Source organism: Mycolicibacterium parafortuitum, assembly GCF_010725485.1.
In the GTDB taxonomy this organism is placed as follows: Bacteria; Actinomycetota; Actinomycetes; order Mycobacteriales; family Mycobacteriaceae; genus Mycobacterium.
The window spans coordinates 161,523-183,202 of the sequence record NZ_AP022598.1; the positions used below are offsets into that span (position 1 = coordinate 161,523).

General features: G+C 69.6%; 22 protein-coding genes. 4 read left to right on the forward strand and 18 right to left on the reverse strand.

The genetic code is table 11. The annotated features are described in order from the left end of the window. Nucleotides 1-17: 17 nt before the first annotated feature. Both gad and NTM_RS00730 read right to left on the reverse strand, forming a co-directional pair. Nucleotides 18-1,412, reverse strand: coding sequence for a glutamate decarboxylase (gad, locus tag NTM_RS00725; protein ID WP_104862974.1), 1,395 nt, complete (start codon nt 1,410-1,412; stop codon nt 18-20). Nucleotides 1,413-1,421: 9 nt separating this feature from the next. Next, nucleotides 1,422-2,834: an NAD(P)H-hydrate dehydratase gene (locus NTM_RS00730; RefSeq protein ID WP_163765141.1), complete on the reverse strand. Its 1,413-nt coding sequence runs from the start codon at nt 2,832-2,834 to the stop codon at nt 1,422-1,424. 31 nt (nt 2,835-2,865) lie between these two features. Here NTM_RS00730 and NTM_RS00735 point away from each other — a divergent pair, with 31 nt between their 5' ends. Then, nucleotides 2,866-3,258 carry a nuclear transport factor 2 family protein gene (locus NTM_RS00735; RefSeq protein ID WP_163765142.1) on the forward strand — a complete coding sequence of 131 codons (393 nt, stop codon included), beginning with the start codon at nt 2,866-2,868 and terminating at the stop codon, nt 3,256-3,258. On the opposite strand, the gene NTM_RS00740 is transcribed toward NTM_RS00735, so the two are convergent. Together NTM_RS00740 and glmS are read right to left on the reverse strand one after the other, a co-directional pair. Then, the gene (locus tag NTM_RS00740) at nt 3,222-3,578 is read right to left on the reverse strand and encodes an STAS domain-containing protein (protein WP_435405020.1); all 357 of its coding nucleotides are present in this window, start codon (nt 3,576-3,578) and stop codon (nt 3,222-3,224) included. The genes NTM_RS00735 and NTM_RS00740 overlap by 37 nt on opposite strands. Nucleotides 3,579-3,796: 218 nt before the next feature. Beyond that, complete coding sequence (gene glmS / locus NTM_RS00745; protein ID WP_104862970.1) at nt 3,797-5,665, reverse strand: glutamine--fructose-6-phosphate transaminase (isomerizing); 1,869 nt, start codon at nt 5,663-5,665, stop codon at nt 3,797-3,799. A 56-nt stretch (nt 5,666-5,721) separates the two neighbouring features. Between glmS and NTM_RS00750 the strand changes: the two genes are divergently transcribed. Further along, nucleotides 5,722-6,567 (forward strand): dienelactone hydrolase family protein, encoded by an 846-nt coding sequence (locus NTM_RS00750; protein WP_163765143.1) that lies wholly within the window; start codon nt 5,722-5,724, stop codon nt 6,565-6,567. A 69-nt stretch (nt 6,568-6,636) separates the two neighbouring features. Next, nucleotides 6,637-7,674, forward strand: a complete 1,038-nt coding sequence (locus NTM_RS00755) for an LLM class F420-dependent oxidoreductase (RefSeq protein ID WP_163769330.1) — start codon at nt 6,637-6,639, stop codon at nt 7,672-7,674. Nucleotides 7,675-7,680: 6 nt separating this feature from the next. Here NTM_RS00755 and NTM_RS00760 read toward each other — a convergent pair whose 3' ends face one another. Beyond that, a complete protein-coding gene (locus NTM_RS00760) occupies nt 7,681-8,256 on the reverse strand; it encodes a TetR/AcrR family transcriptional regulator (RefSeq protein WP_163765144.1) in 576 nt (191 codons plus the stop codon). A gap of 43 nt (nt 8,257-8,299) precedes the next feature. On the opposite strand from NTM_RS00760, the gene NTM_RS00765 reads away from it, so the two are divergent. Then, nucleotides 8,300-9,442, forward strand: a complete 1,143-nt coding sequence (locus NTM_RS00765) for an acyl-CoA dehydrogenase family protein (RefSeq protein ID WP_163765145.1) — start codon at nt 8,300-8,302, stop codon at nt 9,440-9,442. On the opposite strand, the gene NTM_RS00770 is transcribed toward NTM_RS00765, so the two are convergent. The 13 genes from NTM_RS00770 to NTM_RS00830 all read right to left on the reverse strand — a co-directional run bounded on the left by NTM_RS00770 (nt 9,417) and on the right by NTM_RS00830 (nt 21,661). Beyond that, a complete protein-coding gene (locus NTM_RS00770) occupies nt 9,417-10,031 on the reverse strand; it encodes a diacylglycerol-binding protein (protein WP_163765146.1) in 615 nt (204 codons plus the stop codon). The genes NTM_RS00765 and NTM_RS00770 overlap by 26 nt on opposite strands. Nucleotides 10,032-10,042: 11 nt before the next feature. Continuing rightward, nucleotides 10,043-11,338 carry a hypothetical protein gene (locus NTM_RS00775; protein WP_163765147.1) on the reverse strand — a complete coding sequence of 432 codons (1,296 nt, stop codon included), beginning with the start codon at nt 11,336-11,338 and terminating at the stop codon, nt 10,043-10,045. A 4-nt stretch (nt 11,339-11,342) separates the two neighbouring features. Continuing rightward, nucleotides 11,343-11,648: a type VII secretion target gene (locus tag NTM_RS00780; RefSeq protein ID WP_104862964.1), complete on the reverse strand. Its 306-nt coding sequence runs from the start codon at nt 11,646-11,648 to the stop codon at nt 11,343-11,345. Nucleotides 11,649-11,684: 36 nt separating this feature from the next. Next, nucleotides 11,685-13,022 (reverse strand): phosphoglucosamine mutase, encoded by a 1,338-nt coding sequence (glmM, locus tag NTM_RS00785; protein ID WP_163765148.1) that lies wholly within the window; start codon nt 13,020-13,022, stop codon nt 11,685-11,687. Between the two features lie 142 nt (nt 13,023-13,164). Then, a complete protein-coding gene (locus NTM_RS00790) occupies nt 13,165-13,590 on the reverse strand; it encodes a hypothetical protein (protein WP_163765149.1) in 426 nt (141 codons plus the stop codon). Nucleotides 13,591-13,892: 302 nt separating this feature from the next. After that, nucleotides 13,893-14,351 (reverse strand): 30S ribosomal protein S9, encoded by a 459-nt coding sequence (rpsI, locus tag NTM_RS00795; protein ID WP_104863222.1) that lies wholly within the window; start codon nt 14,349-14,351, stop codon nt 13,893-13,895. Between the two features lie 47 nt (nt 14,352-14,398). Continuing rightward, the gene (rplM, locus tag NTM_RS00800) at nt 14,399-14,842 is read right to left on the reverse strand and encodes a 50S ribosomal protein L13 (protein ID WP_104862962.1); all 444 of its coding nucleotides are present in this window, start codon (nt 14,840-14,842) and stop codon (nt 14,399-14,401) included. A 188-nt stretch (nt 14,843-15,030) separates the two neighbouring features. After that, nucleotides 15,031-16,560, reverse strand: coding sequence for a PGRS repeat-containing protein (locus NTM_RS28965; RefSeq protein ID WP_163765150.1), 1,530 nt, complete (start codon nt 16,558-16,560; stop codon nt 15,031-15,033). 370 nt (nt 16,561-16,930) lie between these two features. Then, the gene (gene adhP, locus NTM_RS00810; protein WP_179963862.1) at nt 16,931-17,959 is read right to left on the reverse strand and encodes an alcohol dehydrogenase AdhP; all 1,029 of its coding nucleotides are present in this window, start codon (nt 17,957-17,959) and stop codon (nt 16,931-16,933) included. A gap of 4 nt (nt 17,960-17,963) precedes the next feature. Beyond that, complete coding sequence (gene adh / locus NTM_RS00815; protein WP_104862961.1) at nt 17,964-19,487, reverse strand: aldehyde dehydrogenase; 1,524 nt, start codon at nt 19,485-19,487, stop codon at nt 17,964-17,966. Between the two features lie 127 nt (nt 19,488-19,614). Continuing rightward, a complete protein-coding gene (locus tag NTM_RS00820; protein ID WP_163765151.1) occupies nt 19,615-20,922 on the reverse strand; it encodes a helix-turn-helix domain-containing protein in 1,308 nt (435 codons plus the stop codon). Between the two features lie 105 nt (nt 20,923-21,027). Beyond that, on the reverse strand, nt 21,028-21,324 hold the full coding sequence (locus tag NTM_RS00825) for a WXG100 family type VII secretion target (RefSeq protein ID WP_083144996.1): 297 nt from the start codon (nt 21,322-21,324) through the stop codon (nt 21,028-21,030). Between the two features lie 7 nt (nt 21,325-21,331). Further along, a complete protein-coding gene (locus NTM_RS00830; RefSeq protein WP_163765152.1) occupies nt 21,332-21,661 on the reverse strand; it encodes a WXG100 family type VII secretion target in 330 nt (109 codons plus the stop codon). Nucleotides 21,662-21,680 lie beyond the last annotated feature (19 nt).

The following is a 21,680-nucleotide window of genomic DNA, read 5'->3' on the forward strand; positions in this document are numbered from 1 at the left end:
TTGTCCCAGGCGCACGTTCAGTGGGCGAAATGCTCCTCGTCGGCGAACCCGCCGATGCCCACCTTCTCGAGTTTGCCCAGCACCTCCACCAGATCGTCGCGCAGCGCACGGGCCAGGTTGGCCGAGAAACCCTCACGCACGACAATGCGCAGTACAGAGACGTCGGTGGCGTCGTCGGGCATCGTGTAGGCGGGCACCTGCCAGCCGTAGCTGCGCAACAGCGACGAGATGTCGAACACGGTGAACTTCGCGCCGTCGACCAGCTTGAACGCGACCACCGGGATGGCCGATCCGTCGGTGATCACCTCGAACAGCGGCTTGCGGTCGGGTCCCGTGATCCCCTCCAACTCGTGCGACAGCCATTGCGCGGTCTCGGACAGCGTGCGCATGACCTGGGTGTACCCGTCCCGCCCGAGGCGCAGGAAGTTGTAGTACTGCCCCACCACCTGATTGCCGGGCCGGGAGAAGTTCAGCGTGAACGTCGGCATGTCACCACCGAGGTAGTTGACCCGGAACACCAGTTCCTCGGGCAGGTGCTCGGCGTTGCGCCACACCACGAACCCGATGCCCGGGTAGGTCAGCCCGTACTTGTGCCCGCTGACGTTGATGGACACCACCCGGGGCAGTCGGAAGTCCCACACCACGTCGGGGTGCAGGAACGGCACCACGAACCCGCCGCTGGCCGCGTCAACGTGCACCGGCACGTCGTGACCGCCGGTGGCGGCCAGCTTGTCGAGCGCCGCGCAGATCTCGCCGACGGGCTCCAGCTCGCCGGTGTACGTCGTCCCCAGGATCGCGACCACACCGATGGTGTCCTCGTCGACGGCGTCGACCACCTGTTCGGGGGTGATGACGTAGCGGCCGTTCTCCATCGGCAGGTAGCGCGGCTCGACGTCGAAGTAGCGGCAGAACTTCTCCCACACCACCTGCACGTTCGACCCCATCACCAGATTCGGGGTCCTGGTCTTCCAGTCCTTGCCGACCTTCGCCCGCCAGCGCCACTTCATCGCCAGGCCGGCCAGCATCACGGCCTCGCTGGAGCCCACGGTGGAGACCCCGATCGCGGTGGACGGGTCGTCGTCGCGCAGGTTCTCGGCGTGGAACAGGTCAGCCACCATGCACACGCAGCGCTGCTCGATGGCCGCGGTGACCGGGTACTCGTCCTTGTCGATCATGTTCTTGTCGAACGTCTCCGACATCAGCTGGCCCGCTTCGGGATCCATCCACGTCGTGACGAACGTCGCGAGATTCAGCCGCGAGCTGCCGTCGAGCATCAGCTCGTCGTGGATGTAGCGGTAGGTCAGCTCCGATTCCATCGACTCGTCGGGCAGGCGCAGCGCCGGGATCGGAGAGGAGGACAGCCGGCCGGTGTAAGCGGGGGTCAGCGACGAATGACGCGAAACGTTGGGCATGTGTCCTTTCTAGAGGATCGAGGCCAGCGCGGGTCGCAGATGGGTCAGGATGCGCGACGCCGATGTCGGGGCGGCGGCCGGACCGGGGTCGCGCGCGGACAGATCCGCGGCGCGCGCGTGCACGAACGCCGCCGCGGCCGCGGCCTCCCCCGGCGCGGCCCCGGCTGCCAGAAGCGCGCCGATCACACCGGACAGCACGTCGCCGGAACCGGCGGTGGCCGCCCACGCGTTGCCCGCCACATTGAGGCGCACGGGGCCGTCGGGTTCGGCGACGACGGTGACGTTGCCTTTGAGAAGCACGGTGACGCCGAGGCGGTCGGCGAGCCGGCGGGTGTCGGCGATGCGGTCGTCGCCCGGCGGCGCACCGGCCAGCCGCGCGAACTCGCCGGCGTGCGGCGTCAGCACCGTGGGGGCACGGCGGCCCTGGACGATCTCGGGGTGGGCGGACAGGATGGTCAGCCCGTCGGCGTCGACGATCACCGGCAGGTCGGTTTCCAGCGCGAACACCAGTGCGGCGGCCGAGGTCTCGTCGGTGCCGAAGCCGGGACCGACGACCCACGCCTGCACGCGTCCGGCGCTCGCGTGACTCGAGGTGGCGATCACCTCGGGCCAGTGCGAAACCACCTCCGCGGCAGCGGTTCCCGCGTAGCGGACCATGCCGGACGTGGCGGCCACGGCCGCACCGGTACACAGGATGGCCGCACCGGGATAGGTGGCCGAACCGGCCATGACGCCGGTGACGCCCTGGGTGTACTTGTCGTCCTTCGGCCCCGGCACCGGCCACAGCGCGGCGACGTCTTCGGCCTCGAGGGCGCCGACGTCGCTGGGCGCGAGGTCCAGGCCGATGTCGACGAGTTCGACCCGGCCGCAGCGACCGAGGGCGTGGACCGGTTTGAGCCCGCCGAACGTGACGGTCAGGGCGGGTTCCACATGGGGACCGTCGGCGGTTCCGGTGGCGACGTCGACACCGCTGGGCAAGTCCACGGCGACGACCGGGATACCGGCGGCCGACACCGCGTCGAAAACGGCGGCGGCGTCGGGCCGCAGCGGACCCGAGCCGGAGATGCCGACCACCCCGTCGATCACCAGATCTGTTGCCGCAGGCACTGTTTCGACGATGCGGCCACCGGCGCGCCGGAAAGCGGCCAACGCCTTCGGATGCGCCCGTTCGGGGTTGAGCAGCACCGCGGACGCGCCCGCCCCGCGGCGACGCAGGAACGTGGCCGCCCACAGCGCGTCGCCGCCGTTGTCCCCGGAGCCGACGACCGCGCACACGGTCTTGCCCGAGACGGTGCCCAGGTCCTCGGCGATGGCGGTGGCGAGCCCGAACGCGGCCCGGCGCATCAGTACGCCGTCGGGCAGCGAGGCCAGCAGGGGCGCTTCGGCGTCGCGGATCGCCTCGGCGCTGTAGAAGTACCGCATTCGCATAACGGTACGTGGGTACTCGGTGCCCATGGCTCTGCACGACGAACTCCTCGAACTCGAACACGCCGGCTGGAAGTCGCTGTGCGACGGCACCGGCGACACGTTCTACGGTGGCCTGATGACCGACGACGCGGTCATGGTGCTCGCCAACGGCATGGTGATGGACCGCGACGCCGTCGTGTCCGCCCTCGGCCAGTCACCGCCGTGGGCGCGCTACGAGATCAGCGACGTCCGGGTGGTCCCGATCGACGACGACACCGCGGCCCTGGTGTACACCGGCACGGGCTGGCGCGACGGCGCGGACGACCCCTCTGAGAAACCCTTCGTCGGCGCGATGTCGTCGGTGTATCACCGCACCGCGCAGGGTTGGGCCCTGGCGCTGTATCAGCAGTCGCCGGTCGCCTCCGCCAACGACGGATAGAGGTCGATCACCTCGTCGATGCGCATCATCCGCAGCGGCCGACTGGTCGCGGGTCCGTCGGCGACCACGCGCAGGGAGATTCCGCCGCGCTCGGTCAGCCGGTGCGTCTCGACCAGCAGCCCGATGCCCGCCGACGACAGGAACGTCACGTCGGTGATGTCGACGATCACCACCGCGGGTGCGGAGGCGAGGCCGATGTCGAGGTAGGTGCTCAGTGTGGGCGCGGTCAGCACGTCCAGATCGCCGCGCGCGTGCAGAACCAGGATCTCCCCGTCCCTGCGCGGCGTCACGGTGAACCTGCCGCTACGCGTCTGTTCCATTGCGTTCATTGCCGTCCCCCGGCCTGTTTCTGCAGCAAGACGCATGTGTACGTGTTCGCGAGTCCGCTCGGTGATCGGCGACGTGATGACGTCGCACGGCGGCGCCGGCCATTGCTGCACAGCGGTTAATTACCCGGTATATCGGGCAATCCACCTCGAGTGTTTCACCGATCGCCGGAATTCTTTGCTAGGTGGGCTAAAAGTCAGCCACCCTAGCATTATTCGACGGTGACCGACTTCGCCAGATTGCGTGGCTTGTCCACGTCGTAGCCGCGCGCCTGCGCCACGCCCGCCGAGAACAGCTGCATCGGGATGGTCGACAGCAGCGGCTGGAAAAGCGTTGACACGGCTGGGATCTCGATCAGGTGATCGGCGTAGGGCCGCACCGTGTCGTCGCCTTCCTCGGCGATGACGATCGTGATCGCGCCGCGCGCCTGGATCTCGCGGATGTTCGACAGCAGCTTGGAGTGCAGCGTCGCGGAGTTCTTCGGCGACGGCATCACCACGATGACCGGCAGATCGTCCTCGATCAGCGCGATCGGGCCGTGCTTGAGCTCACCGGCGGCGAAGCCCTCGGCGTGCATGTACGCCAGCTCCTTGAGCTTGAGCGCGCCCTCCAGCGCCACCGGATACCCGACGTGGCGGCCCAGGAACAGCACCGTCTGCGACGACGCGAACTGCTTGGCCAGTTGCACCACCGGCTCCGACGACGCCAGCACCCGGGCGATCATCTCGGGCATGGCTTCCAGATCGTGGTACTCGCGGGCCACCTCGTCGGGGTACTTGGTACCGCGAGCCTGCGCAAGCGCAAGCCCGACAAGGTAATTCGCGGCCACCTGGGCCAGGAACGTCTTGGTCGACGCGACGCCGATCTCCGGCCCGGCGCGGGTGTAGAGCACCGCGTCGCATTCGCGCGGGATCTGGCTGCCGTTGGTGTTGCAGATGGCCAGCACCTTGGCCTTCTGCTCCTTGGCGTGCCGGACCGCCTCCAGCGTGTCCGCGGTCTCGCCGGACTGCGAGATCGCGACGACGAGGGTGTGGCTGTCCAGCACCGGGTCGCGGTAGCGGAACTCGCTGGCCAGCTCGACCTCGACGGGCAGGCGGGTCCAGTGCTCGATCGCGTACTTGGCCAGCAGCCCGGAGTGGTACGCGGTGCCGCATGCGACCACGAAGACCTTGTCGATGTCGCGCAGTTCCTGATCGGACAGGCGCTGCTCGTCGAGCACGATCCGGTTGTTGACGAAGTGCCCCAGCAGGGTGTCGGACACCGCGGAGGGCTGCTCGGCGATCTCCTTGAGCATGAAGTACTCGTAGCCGCCCTTCTCGGCGGCCGACAGATCCCAGTCGATGTGGAACGGGCGAGCGCTGGCGGAGTCGTCGTTGCCGTAGAAGTCCGTGACACGGTAGCCGTCCGCGGTGACGACGACGGCCTGATCCTGGCCTAACTCGACGGCGTCGCGGGTGTGCTCGATGAACGCCGCGACGTCCGAGCCGACGAACATCTCGCCGTCACCGACACCGAGCACCAGCGGCGTCGAGCGGCGGGCCGCCACGATCGTGCCGGGATCGTCGGCGTTGGCGAACACCAGCGTGAAGTGCCCCTCCAGCCGGGGCAGCACCGCGAAGACCGACTCGGCGAAGTTCCCCGCGGTCCTGCCGTGCAGGTACTCGCGAGCGACCAAGTGCACCGCGGCCTCGGTGTCGGTGTCGCTGGCGAACTCGACGCCGTCGGCCTCCAGTTCGGCGCGCAGCGCCGCGAAGTTCTCGATGATGCCGTTGTGGACCACGGCGATCTTGCCGGACGCATCGCAGTGCGGGTGCGCGTTGCGGTCGGTGGGCCTGCCGTGGGTCGCCCACCGGGTGTGCCCCAGCCCTGTCGCACCGGCAGGGCTCTCCGCCCCGCTCTCGGCCAGGGCCGCCTCCAGATTGGCCAGTCGCCCCGCCTTGCGGCGGACCGTGAGGCCGCCGTGTCCGTCGAGTAGCGCCACACCGGACGAGTCGTACCCCCGGTATTCCATCCGGCGAAGCGCGTCGACGACGATGTCGCAGGCAGGGCGCTGCCCGACGTAGCCGACGATTCCACACATAGGCATCCAGGGTACGGCAGCGGACGCCCTGAACCCGGTTGGGCTACGGTCATCAGGTGGCCAGCACGAAGAAGCTCTTTGCCGCGTTGACCCGTCGCGGACCGCACCGCGTTCTCCGCGGTGACCTGGCCTTTGCCGGCCAGCCGGGCGTCGTCTACACGCCCGCGGAAGGCAAGAATCTGCCCGGTGTCGCGTTCGCTCACGATTGGATCACATCGGCCGGGCGCTACCACGGGACGCTGGAACACCTGGCGTCGTGGGGCATCGTCGCCGCGGCGCCCAACACCGAGACGGGCCTGGCCCCGTCGGTGCTGAATCTGGCGTTCGACCTGGGCACGACGCTCGACATCATCACCGGCGTGCGGTTGGGCGAAGGTGCCATCAGCGTGCATCCGGGCAAGCTGGGACTGGCCGGACACGGTTTCGGCGCATCGGCGGTGGTGTTCGCGGCAGCGGGCCTGCCGGTCAAGCCGAAGGCCGTGGTCGCCGCCTATCCGACCGTCTCCAGCCCTGCGGCCGAGGATCCGGCGGCCGGGCTGACCGTGCCGGGGCTGATCCTGACCGATCCCGGCGACCCGATGTCGCTGCGGTCGAACGCCGTCGAGTTGGCGCGGGCGTGGAAGACCGCGACCCTGCGCGCGACCTCGAAGACCAAGTCCGGCGGCCTGGTCGAGGGGCGCGGGCTGGCCAAGGTCGTCGGCCTGCCCGGCGCGGACCGCGGCACCCAGAAGATCGTGCGTGCGCTGATGACCGGATACCTGCTGCATCTGCTCACCGGCGACAAGACCTACCGCGACTTCGCCGACGCCGAGACCGAACTGCCCAAGGCGCCGGTGATGGACCCGTTCGCCGGCGATCCGGTGGACCTGGAGAACAAGGTCATTGCTCTTTTGAAACCCTGAGCTCCACTGAAGCCCCAGGACTTTCCCAACCAACCGGTTGGCTGCTATACCTGTGCTGTGACGACTTCGATGCGGACCGGGATGTTCCTCAGCTACGCCGGCGGTTTTCTGGAAGCGGTCGACGAGGTCGTCGAGTGCGAGAAGCTCGGCGTCGACATCGCGCTGGTCGCCGAGGCGTACTCCTACGACGCGATCAGCCAGCTCGGCTTCCTGGCGGCCAGGACGTCGCGGATCGAGCTCGGCACCGGCGTCGTCCCGATCTACACCCGCACCCCCGCGCTGATGGCGATGACGGCGGCCGGGGTCGACTACGTCTCCGACGGCCGGTTCCGGCTCGGACTGGGCACGTCGGGACCGCAGGTGATCGAGGGCTTCCACGGCCTTCCGTTCGACGCGCCGCTGGGCCGCACCCGCGAGGTTGTCGAGATCTGCCGGCAGGTCTGGCGCCGCGAGCGGCTCAGCTACGAGGGCAAGTACTACCAGCTGCCGCTGCCGGCCGAGCGCGGCACCGGGCTCGGCAAGCCGCTGAAGCTGATCAACCATCCTGTGCGCGAACGCATCCCGATCACCATCGCCGCGCTGGGTCCGAAGAACGTCGAGCTCACCGCCGAGATCGCCGAGGGCTGGCAGCCGGTGTTCTTCTACCCCGAGAAGGCCGACGACGTCTGGGGTGACGCGTTGCGCGCCGGTGCGTCACGGCGTGACCCGGAACTTGGCCCGCTGGACGTGATGGTCAGCGCGACGCTGGCGATCGGTGACGACGTCGAAGACCGATTGGCTTGGGCCAAACCGCAATTGGCGCTCTACATCGGCGGCATGGGTGCGCGGGGCAAGAACTTCTACCACAACCTGGCCACCCGGTACGGCTTCGGCGAGGTCGCCGACCACATCCAGGACCTCTACCTGGCCGGCAAGAAGGCCGAGGCGATCGACGCGGTCCCCGACGATCTGGTCCGCAAGGTGTCGCTGGTCGGGCCGAAGGGCTATGTCAAAGAACGGCTCGCGGCATTCGCCGAGGCCGGTGTCACCACGATGCTGCTGCACCCGATGGGCGTCGACGCCGCCGAGCGGATCAAGTTCGTCGAAGAGTTGCAGGCGCTCGTCTGACCCCGGTCAGGCCTGGATGCCGCCGGTGAGGATCGCGGCGAGCTCACGGTAGGCATCGGCGTCGTCGAGTCCGGTGTTGGCGCGCACCGTGCGCTGCTGGATCCGCACCATCACCGCCGCCACCAGGTCGGCGGCGAATGCGGCGTGCACATCCCGGAAGTCGCCGGCGGCAACGCCTTCGGCGATCAGCGCCTGCACCCTGCGTGCCGCGATCCGGGTGTTCCTCTCGTAGACGGCCCGGGCCGGTGCGAACGCATCGAGATCGGCCATGAACTGGTCGGAGGCCGGGTCCAGCGCGGCGCCGACGGCGGCGAGGTAGGCCGCGATCCGGTCCCGGGCCCCCGACACCGCGTTCACCCGCGATTCGACCGCGTCGGTCGCGGTGCGGAAGAAGTGCACCGTCGCGGCCTGCACGAGTTGCTCCTTGCTGGGGGCCAGCGCGTACAACGTGGACTTCGAGCACCGCAGCCGCGCGGCGATCTCGTCGAGCGTCAGGTGCGCGAAGCCGTCCGCCAGAAACAGCGCCACCAACGCGTCGAAGAGTTCGGTCTGCCGTGTGGTCGCGAAGGCGGGCCTGGTCATGAGCCGATAGTACTGAAAAGAGTCCTGTAGTACTGTGCGGCGTATGGCTGTGGACCGTCTTCTCCCGTCCGACGACGCACGCGACTTGGTCGATCTGGCCCGCCAGATCGCCGACAAGGTGCTCGACCCGATCGTCGACCAGCATGAGAAGGACGAGACGTATCCCGACGGGGTCTTCGCGACGCTCGGTGAGGCTGGGCTTCTGAGCCTGCCGTACCCCGAGGAGTGGGGTGGCGGCGGTCAGTCCTATGAGGTGTACCTGCAGGTGCTCGAAGAACTCGCCGCGCGGTGGGCGGCCGTCGCGGTGGCCGTCAGCGTGCACAGCCTGTCGTGTCATCCGCTGATGGCGTTCGGCACCGACGAGCAGAAACAGCGCTGGCTGCCCGAGATGCTGGGTGGGTCGACGATCGGCGCCTACAGCCTGTCCGAACCGCAGGCCGGTTCCGATGCGGCGGCGCTGTCGTGCAAGGCGACCCCGGTCGACGGCGGCTACCGCATCACCGGATCCAAGGCGTGGATCACCCACGGCGGCATCGCCGACTTCTACAACCTGTTCGCCCGCACCGGCGAGGGCTCACAAGGCATTTCCTGCTTCCTGGTCCCCAAGGACACCGACGGCCTGACGTTCGGCAAGCCCGAGGAGAAGATGGGGCTGCACGCGGTGCCGACCACCGCCGCGCATTACGACGATGCGTTCCTCGACGCGGACCGGCGCATCGGCGCCGAAGGTCAGGGGCTGCAGATCGCGTTCAGCGCACTGGATTCCGGCCGGCTCGGGATCGCGGCCGTCGCCGTCGGGCTCGCTCAGGCCGCGCTCGACGCGGCTGTCGCCTACAGCCAGGAGCGAACGACGTTCGGCCGCAAGATCATCGACCACCAGGGGTTGGCATTCCTGCTGGCCGATATGGCCGCCGCGGTGGATTCCGCGCGCGCGACCTACCTCGACGCGGCGCGGCGCCGCGACGCGGGTCTGCCGTACTCCCGCAACGCGTCGGTGGCCAAACTGGTCGCCACCGACGCCGCGATGAAGGTGACCACCGATGCCGTGCAGGTGTTGGGCGGCGCCGGATACACCCGCGACTACCGGGTGGAGCGGTACATGCGCGAAGCCAAGATCACCCAGATCTTCGAGGGCACCAACCAGATTCAACGACTGGTGATCAGTCGGCACCTGGCCCGCGGTTGAGCGTGTCGCACACCGGGTCGGCGTTGCGCGGCCTGCGAGCGACGGTGAGCTCCCCGATCAGCGCAGCGACGACGCCGAACGCGAAGTACAGCGGCACCAGGAACGGTGCGACGCCGAACAGTTGATCCGCATCGGGGCTGTAGGCGAACACGTCGAGCTGCACCAGGGCGATCTCGACCGCGGGGCCGATCATCGCGATCACCGCGCCACATGCCACCGCCGGACCGTCACCGAGCGCGCACCACACGATGACGGCCCCGGCCGCGATCAGCGCGGTGACGGGGACGACCGGCCCGGTGTGCGTCAGAGCCGTCGTCACGTACAGACCCACGACGGCGGCGACACCGGCCAGCGCCTGCCTGGCGGTGACACCGTCGCGCAGCCCGGGAAAGTGCAGCCGTAGTTCGGCGAGGATCACCGTCGCGCCGCCGACGAGCACGGGGAACCAGAGCGGGCTGCTCCAGAGGAACGGCACGGCGTCGGTGTAGTAGACGGTGGTGCCGGTCGCGACATGGCTGTGGTCACCGATCAGCGCCGCGACCGCTCCGAGCAGGAACAGCGCCAAGGCTTCTGGGATACGCAGCTTCACATCGCGTGACGCTACCCGTCGGCCTCGCCGACCTGCGGCACCTCCCCGGCGGCGATCTCACACGGCGTCTGCGGTTCGGCGACGGGCTCGGCGGGTGGCGGCGGTGGTGGCGGTGGCGGGGGTTCCGGTGCGGCGGGCGGGAGGTCCTCGGGCTGGGGCCCGGGCCCGGGCTCAGGCTCGGGCTCGGGCTCGGGTTCGGGTTCCTCGTCCGGTTCTTCCGGTTCTTCCTCGTCGTCGGGTTCTTCCGGTTCTTCCTCCTCGACGGGTTCTTCGTCGGGCTCTTCGTCAAGGTCCTCGATGTCCGGTGGGTCAGGGATCTCGGCGCCGACGCTGCCCCCGAGCAGCCCGCTCAGCGCGTCGGCGAACTGCTGACCGAGGCCCGACAGGCCTGCCCCGATATCGGGCAGCCCCGAACCCATCGATCCGAACGGCGGCGGCGGCGGTGGCTGCGGCGGTGCGACGGGCGCTGCGGGTGGAGCGGGTGCGGCGTCCAGCACCGGCGCGGGCGCAGGGGCCGGGGGCGGCGCGCTCCATGCCGCCGGGGCTGTCCACGCGGCCGGGGCCGCCGGCGCGACCGGGGCCGGGGACGCGCCCGGGCCGAGACCGCCGACCGGGCCCAGATCACCGGGGACGTCGAACACCGGCGGGGGCCCCGCATCGAGGGTGGCGATCGCACGCTGGTAGGCCTGGTTCACCGCACCCACCGCGTCGCGCATCGCGGCCAGCCAGTCGTCGCGAACAGCGCTGTCCACGAACGGCTTCACCGCCTGGTCGACGAGTTCACTGGCCGTCGCGACATCACCGGCCCCGGTCGTGACCGTCGTCGCCGCGGCCGACCAATCGGCCCTGGAACCGGCCGCGCGTCCGTCGACCTCGATGACGGCGTCGACCTTTCTGTCCACCGCGACCCACAGCTCGTCGCGCAGCGCGGCGACCGCGTCGGCGGCGGCATGGATCGCCGCGGCCACGGTGGCCGCGGAATCGCCGTGCCGCCGAAGGAAATCCCGCACGGCAGCGGCACCGGACCCCTGCCATGCCGCGGCGATCTCGGCGCGCTGACGGTCCTCGACATCCAACGCGTCGCGCACCGACCGGCCCGCACCCTCCAGCGCCGCACCACACCGCTGCAGCGCACCGAGATCCATCCCGTCCTCGGTGCCGTACCAGTCGGCCAACTGGCCCGGATGCATTGTGAGGTCGGCGTGCTCGTAGCCGAGTTGCTTGCACGCCCACACGTAGCGGGCGATGGTGTCGACGGCGGACCGTCCCTGCGCCAACTGTGCTGCCACATCGGACCTCTCGGCCATCCCGCTACCCCACCAGCCCGGCCGCGCGTGCGTCGGCGTCCTCGTAGCGATCGGCGGCGGCACGCAGGGCCACCGAGATCTCGGTCGCCGCGCGGGACCATTGCCGCAGCGAAACCGCCAGGCCGGCAAGGGCTTCCCGGACCGCATCGCCGTGAGCGGCGTAGGCGCGCCCGGCCGAGGACGCGCCGAACTCGACCTCGCCGAGATGACGGTGCACCACCTCATCGACGATCGCGGCGACCGTGTCGTATTCCCGCGCGATCGCGCGGACCGCAGCCGTGTCGACGCGTGCCGCGCTCACCGTTCCCATACCAGGTAGGACGCAGCGGCGCGCCGTCCGGTTCCGTCAGCTTTCGGCGGTGACCGAATCCGCGACGCGGACCGCCATCTGGCGAGCGGTGTCCTCGTCGGCGGCCTCCACCATCACCCGGACCACCTGTTCGGTACCCGAGGGACGCAACAGGATTCGTCCGGAGTCCCCCAGTTCGGCCTCGACCTGCGCGACAGCGTCACGCACGGACGGGGCGTCGGCAACCGTGGTCTTGTCGTTGACCTCGACGTTGATCAGGACCTGCGGCAGGGTCTGCATCGGTTCGGCCAACTGAGCGAGGCTGCGCCCCGTCTGCGCCATCCGGGCCATCAGCCGCAGCCCGGTGACGATTCCGTCGCCGGTGGTGCCGAACGACGGCAGCACGATGTGCCCGGACTGCTCTCCACCGAGGGCGAACCCTCCGGACCGCAGCTCCTCGAGCACGTACCGGTCCCCGACGCCGGTGGTGCGCACCTCGATGCCGGCCGCGCGCATCGCCAGGTGCAGGCCCATGTTGCTCATCACGGTCGCGACCAGGGTGTTGTCCGCCAGCTCTCCGGCGTCCTGCATCGCCAATGCGAGCACGACCATGATGGCGTCACCGTCGATGACGCGCCCGTGGGCGTCCACCGCCAGGCACCGGTCGGCGTCGCCGTCGTGCGCCAGCCCCAGATCCGCGCCGTAGGACACCACCGCGGACCGCAGCGAGTCCATGTGCGTCGAACCGCAGCCGTCGTTGATGTTCAGACCGTCGGGGGCGGCGTGGATCGGGATGACGTTCGCTCCGGCGGCCCGGTAGGCCCGGGGTGCGGCCAGCGACGCGGCGCCGTGCGCGCAGTCGACGACCACCGTCAACGCGTCCAGCCGGGTGGTGGCCGCTTTACCGACGTGGCGCAGATAGCGTTCCAGCGCATCCTCGGCGTCGACGACCCGGCCGATGCCGGCGCCGATCGGGCGTGCGCCGGGCCCCTGCTGGACCAGTTCCTCGATGCGGTCCTCGGTGGCGTCGTCGAGCTTGTGGCCACCGGGACCGAAGATCTTGATCCCGTTGTCGGGCATCGGATTGTGCGACGCCGAGATCATCACCCCGAAGTCGGCGTCGTAGGCACTGGTCAGGTACGCGACCGCGGGGGTCGGCAGGATGCCGACGCGCAGCGTGTCGACGCCCTCGCTGGCGATACCGGCGATCACGGCGGCTTCGAGCATCTCGCCGCTGGCGCGGGGGTCGCGGCCGACGACGGCGATCCGCCGCCCGGTGCCCGTGGTTCGCGTCAGCCGGCGCGCCGCGGCCGACCCCAGCGCTGTCGCCAGTTCGGGAGAGAGTTCCTGATTGGCGACACCGCGCACTCCGTCGGTGCCGAACAGTCGAGCCATCGTGACAACCTCTCACACCCGGGGCCCACGAGCCAATTTGCGCACCCGCGCCGATTATGGCCCTTACGGGCCGTAAAACGGCTCACCGCCCGCACCCCGGCGTGGGGTACGGGCGGTGAGTTCCAGCTGAGTCAGGGCTCAATTACCCTTCGCTGTTGGACTCCTCTTCGGAGCCGGCCGGGCTCTGGGTGGCGGTTGTGCTCTCACTGCTTCCGCTCTCGCTGTCGTCAGCGGTGCCCTCTTCCGCCGACGCCGCCGACGAGGTGTTCTGGGCGACCACCAGGTCGCCGCCGGGCAGGCCCGAGCACACGGTCTGCGCGTTGCCCTCGTCGTCGACCTGGCTGGCCAGCGCGCTGACATCGGTGGGCTCGACGCCGCACAGGGCGCTGGCCGCGGTCGCGGCGGTGTCAGCGGTGACGCCCTGCAGCAGGGTCACGTCGCCGACCGAAAGATTCACCAGACCATCCGGAGCGTCCACAGGCTGCGCCTGCGCCATTCCGAGTCCGGCGGTGAAAAGCAGGGATCCACCGAGGACAGCACCCGCTGCGGCGTTCTTGACGAAGCTCATCAATCACTCCTTTGCAGTTCATGAAGCCATGAGGCAGGAACGGCCTGCCGACGCTGAAACACGCGTCCTGGCTTCGAATTCGAGGGTTGCCCAGTTCGGTGAGCGAATACAACCCCGAACCCCCGAGAAGGCCGGTACAGCGAATTCACCTAATTAACTATCGACGCCTTTCCCCTGTGCACAGCGCCGAACGAATTCCCTGAATTCGCGCTGTGTCACGGGCCACATTCGTCGATTCGACCCGAGAACGCCGAACGCCCGGCGGCTCGCGAGGAGCCACCGGGCGTCGGGAGGTGAAGCGATCAGCGCTTGCTGTACTGAGGCGCCTTGCGGGCCTTCTTGAGTCCGTACTTCTTGCGCTCGATGGCTCGCGGGTCGCGGGTCAGGAAGCCGGCCTTCTTCAGTGCGGGCCGGTCTTCCGGCTGCACCAGGATCAGGGCGCGGGCGATGGCCAGACGCAGGGCGCCGGCCTGGCCCGACGGGCCGCCACCATCGAGATGGGCGAAGATGTCGAACTGCTCGAGGCGGTCGACGGTGACCAGCGGGGCCTTGATGAGCTGCTGGTGCACCTTGTTCGGGAAGTAGTTCTCCAGCGTGCGGCCGTCCAGGTTGAACTGGCCGGTGCCGGGAACCAGGCGCACCCGGACGACGGCTTCCTTGCGGCGGCCGACGGTCTGGATGGGACGGTCGATCAGGACCGGCTCGCGCGGGGCCTCGTACTCGGCGTCGCTGTAGGCCTCGGTCTCGGTCTCGGCACCGATGGCCTCGGCCACCTCGGTGCCCTCGACGTCGGTGTATTCAGCTTCGGTCACTGGGCCACCTGCTTGATCTCGAACGGAATCGGCTGCTGCGCGGCGTGCGGATGCTCCGGACCCGCGTAGACCTTCAGCTTCTTCTGGACCTGACGGCTCAGCTTGGTGTGCGGAAGCATGCCGATGATCGCGTTCTCAACGACGCGGGTCGGGTGCTTGGCCAGCAGATCGCCGATCGTGCGCTTGCGCAGACCGCCGGGGTAACCCGAGTGGCTGTAGGCGAACTTCTTGGTGAGCTTGTCGCCGCTGAGGGCGATCTTCTCGGCGTTGATGATGACGACGAAATCGCCGCTGTCGACATTGGGCGTGAACGTCGGCTTGTGCTTGCCGCGCAGCAGCTTGGCTGCTTCCGCGGCGAGCCGGCCGAGCACCACGTCCGTGGCGTCGATGACGTACCACGAACGCGTGGTGTCACCCGCCTTCGGCGTGTACGTAGACACAGCGCTACCTCTATCTCTGTTCGAGCATCTGCTCGGGTGTGTGATCCCGGTGGCCCGGGTGCCGGTCAAGCGTGTGCTGCAAGAATGCCTCGGCGACCGGCGGGGACCCGAGGCGACCGAAGGCCCGAAGGCCGGCGCACGCCAACGACGCAGCTTACCTACTGATATCCGCGCAGGTCAAAACGCGCTCAGGCGCCGTTGCCGGACGTCCCGTCGTTGCCTCGGGCGCCGTCCGCACCGCGGTCGGCGGTAGCCCCCGACACACCGTCGGCGCCACGGGTTCCCGACGCACCGTCGGATCCGCGTTGCCCGTCCTGCCCGTCGACTCCACGCACACCCGGTTGGCCGCTGCCCCCGGATACCCCGTCGGAGCCGCTGTCCCCGCGCGATCCGAACAGCCCACTTGATCCGGCACGGCCTGCCTGCCCACCCTGACCGCCCGCACCGCCGGTACCGCCGTCACCGCCGCGGCCCCCGGCACCGGCGTCGCCACCGTAACCGCCCTTACCCGCGTCGCCTCCGAGCCCGCCCGCCCCGGGTGCACCTGCGTCACCACCCGTACCGCCGGCACCGCCGAGGCCTCCGGCACCGCCGAGGCCGGGCTGGTCCAGGACACTGTTGTTCAGGCCGTCGGTGTTGCCGCCGTTTCCACCATTGCCACCATTCCCGCCGGCTGCGCCGTCGCCGCCTCGACCTGCGTCTCCGCCGTGTCCTCCGTTGCCTCCGTTGCCCCCGGCACCCCCATCGCCGCCATTGCCGCCGCCGCCTCCGGCGCCGCCTGCTCCCCCGGTTCCTCCGGTTCCGCCCGCACCGCCGTCGCCCGCCTTGCCGCCCCGTCCGAACAGTCCACCGGCGCCGCCGTTGCCGCCGTTGCCGCCCGCGACTCCGGTGCCACCGGTCGCGCCGGCGCCACCGTCACCGCCTCTGCCGCCCACCTGCCCGTTCCCACCGTCGGCGCCCGCCTCGCCGTTCCCGCCGTCACCACCGTCACCGCCGGTCGCGCCGGGCGCTCCGGCAGCGCCGTTGCCGCCGTCACCCCCACGGCCGCCGGTCCCGCCGAGAAGGCTTATCAAGGTGTCTCCGCCGTTGCCTCCGTTGCCACCGGACGCGCCGTACCCCGCACCGTCGCCGCCGCGGCCGCCGTCGCCGGGGTCGATGAGCGGAAGACCCAGGATCGAGTGGCCTCCGGCCCCGCCATCGCCGCCGTTGCCACCGGGGTTGCCCGCACCGCCGGGCAGTCCCGGCGCACCGAGGGCGCCGGACTGCCCGTCGGAGCCCGGGGCTCCGGTGTCGTTGACTCCGGCCGCCCCGTCGGAACCGGCCGCTCCGTCGACCCCGTTCGCACCGTCATGTCCCCGCGCGCCGCCGGCCCCCGTCTCGCCCTGAGTGCCGGCGACTCCGGTCGCACCCGTGGCTCCGGCGTACCCGGCGCCACCGTCACCGCCGTTGCCGCCTTGCCCGAACAACGCCAAAAGCCCTGCGTCACCGCCATTTCCGCCGCGCGCGCCGAGGCCGCCGTGACCCCCGTCGCCGCCGTTGCCGCCGAAGAGTCCGCCGCGCCCGCCGTTTCCGCCGGCCACGCCGACCCCGATCCCGTCTGCGCCGCGCCCGCCGTTGCCGAACAGGAGTCCGCCGTTGCCGCCGTGACACGCCGCACCCACACATCCGGCGACGGCGTCCAGACCGTCGCCGATCAGCCAGCCGCCGGGTCCGAACATCGGCCGGAGACTCACCGCCGACGGGGTACCGGCCTGGCTCGATGTTTTCGGGTTGTCCGGTCGGGCGTTTTCCAGCCACCACCACGGCTCGCCCGCCACTGGGGCTGTTGGTGCATCAACCGAGACCAGCGCTACTTCCAGCAAACTCTCTGACGACTCCGTGGACGTCGCCAGAACGAGCGCTGCGCTGACCATTGCCGCTCCGCCAACCCCTGCCACCAAGGCTGTTCGAATCGATGCGACTCGCGGATTCGACTGGGCAGCAGGGAAATTGCGGGACTTGGACACTGAGCGGCACCCTTCGACGGAATTATTTGCGTTTGCAACAATTCCGCACTATCGCAGATGCACGGGCGGCGCGTACTGCAACTCAGCGAAAGTCGATGACGACCCGTCCGTCGATCTGACCGCGTTCCATCCTGTCGAAGACGTCGTTGATGTCGTCCAGGCGCGTCGTCTGCACGGTCGGGTGCACGAGCCCGCGGGCGAAGAAGTCGATCGCCTCCACCATGTCCTGGCGGGTACCGACGATCGAACCGCGGATCGTCAGCCCCTTGAGCACGATGTCGAAGATCGGGGCCGGGAAATCGCCGGGCGGAAGGCCGACGAAGACGATGGTGCCGCCGCGCCGCGCCAGCCCGATCGCCTGACCGAAGGCCTCCCGGTGCACGGCCGTCACGAGCACACCGTGCGTCCCGCCGGTGGCCTGCTGCACCTCGGCGACCACATCCGCGGTGCGCGCGTTGACCACCACCTCCGCACCCAACCTCGTCGCGAGGTCGAGTTTGGAATCGTCGACGTCGATCGCCACCACCCGCAGACCCATCGCCCTGGCGTATTGCACCGCGACGTGGCCGAGGCCGCCGATCCCCGAGATCGCCACCCATTGACCGGGCCGCGTACCGGTGACCTTCAGCCCCTTGTACACGGTGACACCCGCGCACAGGATCGGGGCGACCTCGACCGGATCGACGCCGTCGGGGATCCGCGCGGCGAACGCCGCGTCGACGAGCATGTAGGTGCCGAAACTCCCGTCGACGCTGTAACCGCCGTTGCGCTGGCTCTCGCACAGCGTCTCCCACCCGGTGCGGCAGTACTCGCACACCCCGCAGGCCGACCACAGCCAGGCGTTGCCGACCATGTCTCCCGGGGCCAGGTCCTCGACCCCGTCGCCGACAGCGACGACGGTGCCGAAGCCCTCGTGCCCGGGGATGAACGGCGGCGCCGGTTTGACGGGCCAATCACCGTGTGCTGCATGCAGATCGGTGTGACACACCCCGGAGGTCACGAGCTTCACCAGTGCCTCGCCCGGCCCTGGCGTGGGCAGAGCGCGGTCCTCGACCACCAGCGGTTCACCGAACGCCGTGACGACCGCGGCGCGCATCGTGTTGTCGGTCATCGGATCAGAAGAATCCGAGAGCTTGGTCGCTGTAGCTCACCAGCAGATTCTTGGTCTGCTGGTAGTGGTCGAGCATCATCTTGTGGTTCTCGCGGCCGATGCCGGACTGCTTGTATCCGCCGAACGCCGCGTGCGCGGGGTACTGGTGATAGCAGTTCGTCCACACCCGGCCGGCCTTGATGTCACGCCCGGCGCGGTAGGCGGTGTTGCCGTTGCGGCTCCACACCCCGGCGCCGAGACCGTAGAGGGTGTCGTTGGCGATGCGGATCGCGTCGTCGTAGTCGGTGAACGAGGTGACGGCCACGACCGGTCCGAAGATCTCCTCCTGGAAGACCCGCATCGAGTTGTTGCCGGTGAAGATCGTCGGGGCGACGTAGTAACCGCCGTTCAGATCGCCGCCGAGCTGCGCCCGCTCGCCACCGGTGAGGACCTGGGCGCCCTCGCTCTTGCCGATCTCGATGTAGGACAGGATCTTTTCCAGCTGGTCGTTGGAGGCCTGCGCGCCGATCATCGTCTCGGTGTCCAGCGGATCGCCCTGGCGGACCGCCTTGGTGCGGATCGCGGCCAGCGCGAGGAAATCGTCGTAGATGTCGGCCTGGATCAGCGACCGCGACGGGCACGTGCACACCTCACCCTGGTTGAGGGCGAACATCGTGAAGCCCTCCAGCGCCTTGTCCTGGTAGCTGTCGTCGGCGGCGAGCACGTCGTTGAAGAAGATGTTCGGGCTCTTGCCGCCGAGCTCCAAGGTGACCGGGATCAGGTTCTGCGATGCGTACTGCATGATCAGCCGGCCGGTGGTGGTCTCGCCGGTGAACGCGATCTTGGCGATCCGGTTGCTGGAGGCGAGCGGCTTGCCCGCCTCGACACCGAACCCGTTCACCACGTTGACGACGCCGCCGGGCAGCAGGTCGCCGATGATCTCCATCAGGTACAGGATCGACGCCGGGGTCTGTTCGGCGGGCTTGAGCACCACCGCGTTACCCGCGGCCAGCGCCGGGGCGAGCTTCCAGACCGCCATCAGGATCGGGAAGTTCCACGGGATGATCTGGCCGACCACCCCCAGCGGCTCGTGGAAGTGATAGGCCACGGTGTCGTCGTCGATCTCGCTCAGCGACCCCTCCTGCGCACGGATCGCACCGGCGAAGTAGCGGAAATGGTCCACCGCCAACGGGATATCGGCGTTGAGCGTCTCGCGGATCGGCTTGCCGTTGTCCCAGGACTCGGCCAGCGCGATGGATTCGAGGTTCTCCTCGATGCGGTCGGCGATCTTGTTCAGGATCACGGCGCGCTCGGCGGCCGAGGTCTTGCCCCAGGCCGGCGCCGCGGCGTGGGCGGCGTCGAGGGCCTTCTCGATGTCGCTGTCGTCGGAACGCGCGACCTCGGTGAACGGCTGGCCGGTGACGGGCGTCGGGTTCTCGAAGTAGCGGCCGGCGTTGGGCGCGACCCACTGGCCGCCGATGTAGTTGTCGTAGCGGGGCTTGAACGACATCAGGGAGCCGTCGGCGCCGGGACGGGCGTAGACAGTCATGGGTCCTCCTGCGTGGTGTGGTCTGCGTCACCCAACGTACGCGCGTCACCGTTGCAGCACGGTTGCATCGTCGGCGAGAATCTCCGGCATCGCCGAACCACGCCGCAGACCCGCGGTGCTCAGGTTTTCAGCCGAGTTCGTGGTCGAGGCCCGCGAGGTGGCCGCGGGCCTGCGCGCGCGCCAGCGCGGTGACACCGGCACTGTCGCGCAGCGCCTGCCAGCCGTCACGGTCGTCGCGCCCCTCGGGGAGCTCGAGCCAGCGGCGCAACAGGTCGGCCCGCCCCTGTGCGCTCTCGGCCAGCACCGCGGCGCGCAGCGTGACCGACAGCTGGGTGCGCAGTCGCGCGATCGCCGGGGACACCGACTGGGTCAGCAGCGGACCGGGATAGCGATTCAGCGCGGTGTCGACGTCGGCGGCGTCCAGCGCGGCGAACACCTCGCCGAGGTCGCTGGTGATCGGTGTCCGCAGCCGGTACGGCCGCGACCCGAGATGGTCGGCACCGATCACCTTGCGCAGCCGCGACATCTCGGCGCGCACGGTGACGACGTCGAGGTCCTTCTCGTCGAGCAGTACGGCGAGGTGGTCGGCGGACAGCCCCTCGGGATGGCGGCTCAGCAGCACCAGGATGTCGGCGTGCCTGCCGGTCAGGTGGGTGGTCTGCAGATGGCCGTTGCCGTCGGTGGTGACCCAGCGGGGCCGGTCACCGCCCAGTACCACCAGGTGGGGTTTCCGGGTGGCCGGCTCGGCCCCGATCCCGGTGAGCCGCAGCAGTGCGAGGTGGTTCTCCACGGCCATGGCGGTGGCGCGGACCAGCGCGAGGGTCTGCCCGGTCGCGACGTCACTTCCGCCGGTCAGGTCGATGGCGCCCAACAGCGCACCGGTGGTCGGGTCGTGCACCGGGGCGGCGGTGCAACTCCACGGCTGGACGATGCGGGAGAAGTGTTCTGATCCGTGGATCTGCAACTCCCGGTCCACCGCCAGTGCGGTTCCCGGGGCGTTGGTGCCCGCGCCGCGTTCGCTCCAGTCGGCGCCGGGCACGAAGTTCATCGCCTCGGCCCGCCGGCATGCGGCGGGGTCTCCTTCGACCCAGAGCAGGGTGCCGTCGGCGGCGCTGACCGCGACGACGATGCCGGAGTCGACTGCGTCGTCGACGAGGAGCCTGCGGATGACCGGCAGCGCGGGGGCCAGCGGATGGGTCTGCCGCAGCCTGTCGACGGCGGCCGCGGCTCCGGCGGCGCGGGCACCGTCCAGATCGGGATCGACGCCGCCGGCCAGGCTGCGCTGCCAACTCTGTGCGACGACGGGACGAACGGCGACGGAGTCCAGATAGCCGGTGTCGACCTCGCCTGCGACGAACAACTCGTGCAGCGCGCGCAGCCGGGATGGCGACGGCGCGCCGGGCGACCGTCCCGTCGAGCTTGTCGAAGTTGCCACTGACGTTCCCTCTGTGTCCCGCACCACCCTAGCGCGTCGCGACCACTGTGCGGCCCCCGTTCGGCTCCCCTCCTCCCGGGGGCCGCACAGTGTCGGGGTGGGGCGTCAGGCGCCCCAGGCGTTGGCGGCTCTGCGGTCGGTCGCCGCGACATCGTCGGAACCCTCGCGCACCGCGTTGCCGAGGTTGATCAGGATGTCGTTCAACGCGGTGGCGGACTGTTCCCAGCGGGTCTGCTCGATCCGGTATGCCTCGGCGGCATCTGCCGTCCAGGTGGCCTGCAGCGGGGCGATCTGCGCGCGCAGATCCTCCAGCGCGGCGTTGAATCGTGAAGCGGTGGAATGGATCTCCTGGCGGACCGCGTACTCGATCTCGCCGAAATCATAGGACAGGGTGTCGGTCATCGCCGGCTCACAGACTCTGCGCGACCGCAGCGATGCGCTGCGAGTGGCTGTCGGTGGCCTCGCGCAGGACCCGTTCGTTGTCACGGATGGTCTGGGCGATGCGCTGCAGAGCGGAATGGAGTTTCGCCGACTCCGCGTTCCACCGCTCCATCACCTCCCGGAAGCGCACCGCCGCGACCCCGCCCCACACCGACGGCGGCACACTGCTCATCGCGCCGATGAACTGCGCAAGCATCGCGCGGATCTCGTCGTTGCGGAGGTCGGTCTTATCGGCCACCGACACCATGAGCTCGAAATCGGTGGCCAGTGCGGGCCCGTGCGGACCTGACGGTGTCATGGGTATCCTCTCGTCGTTT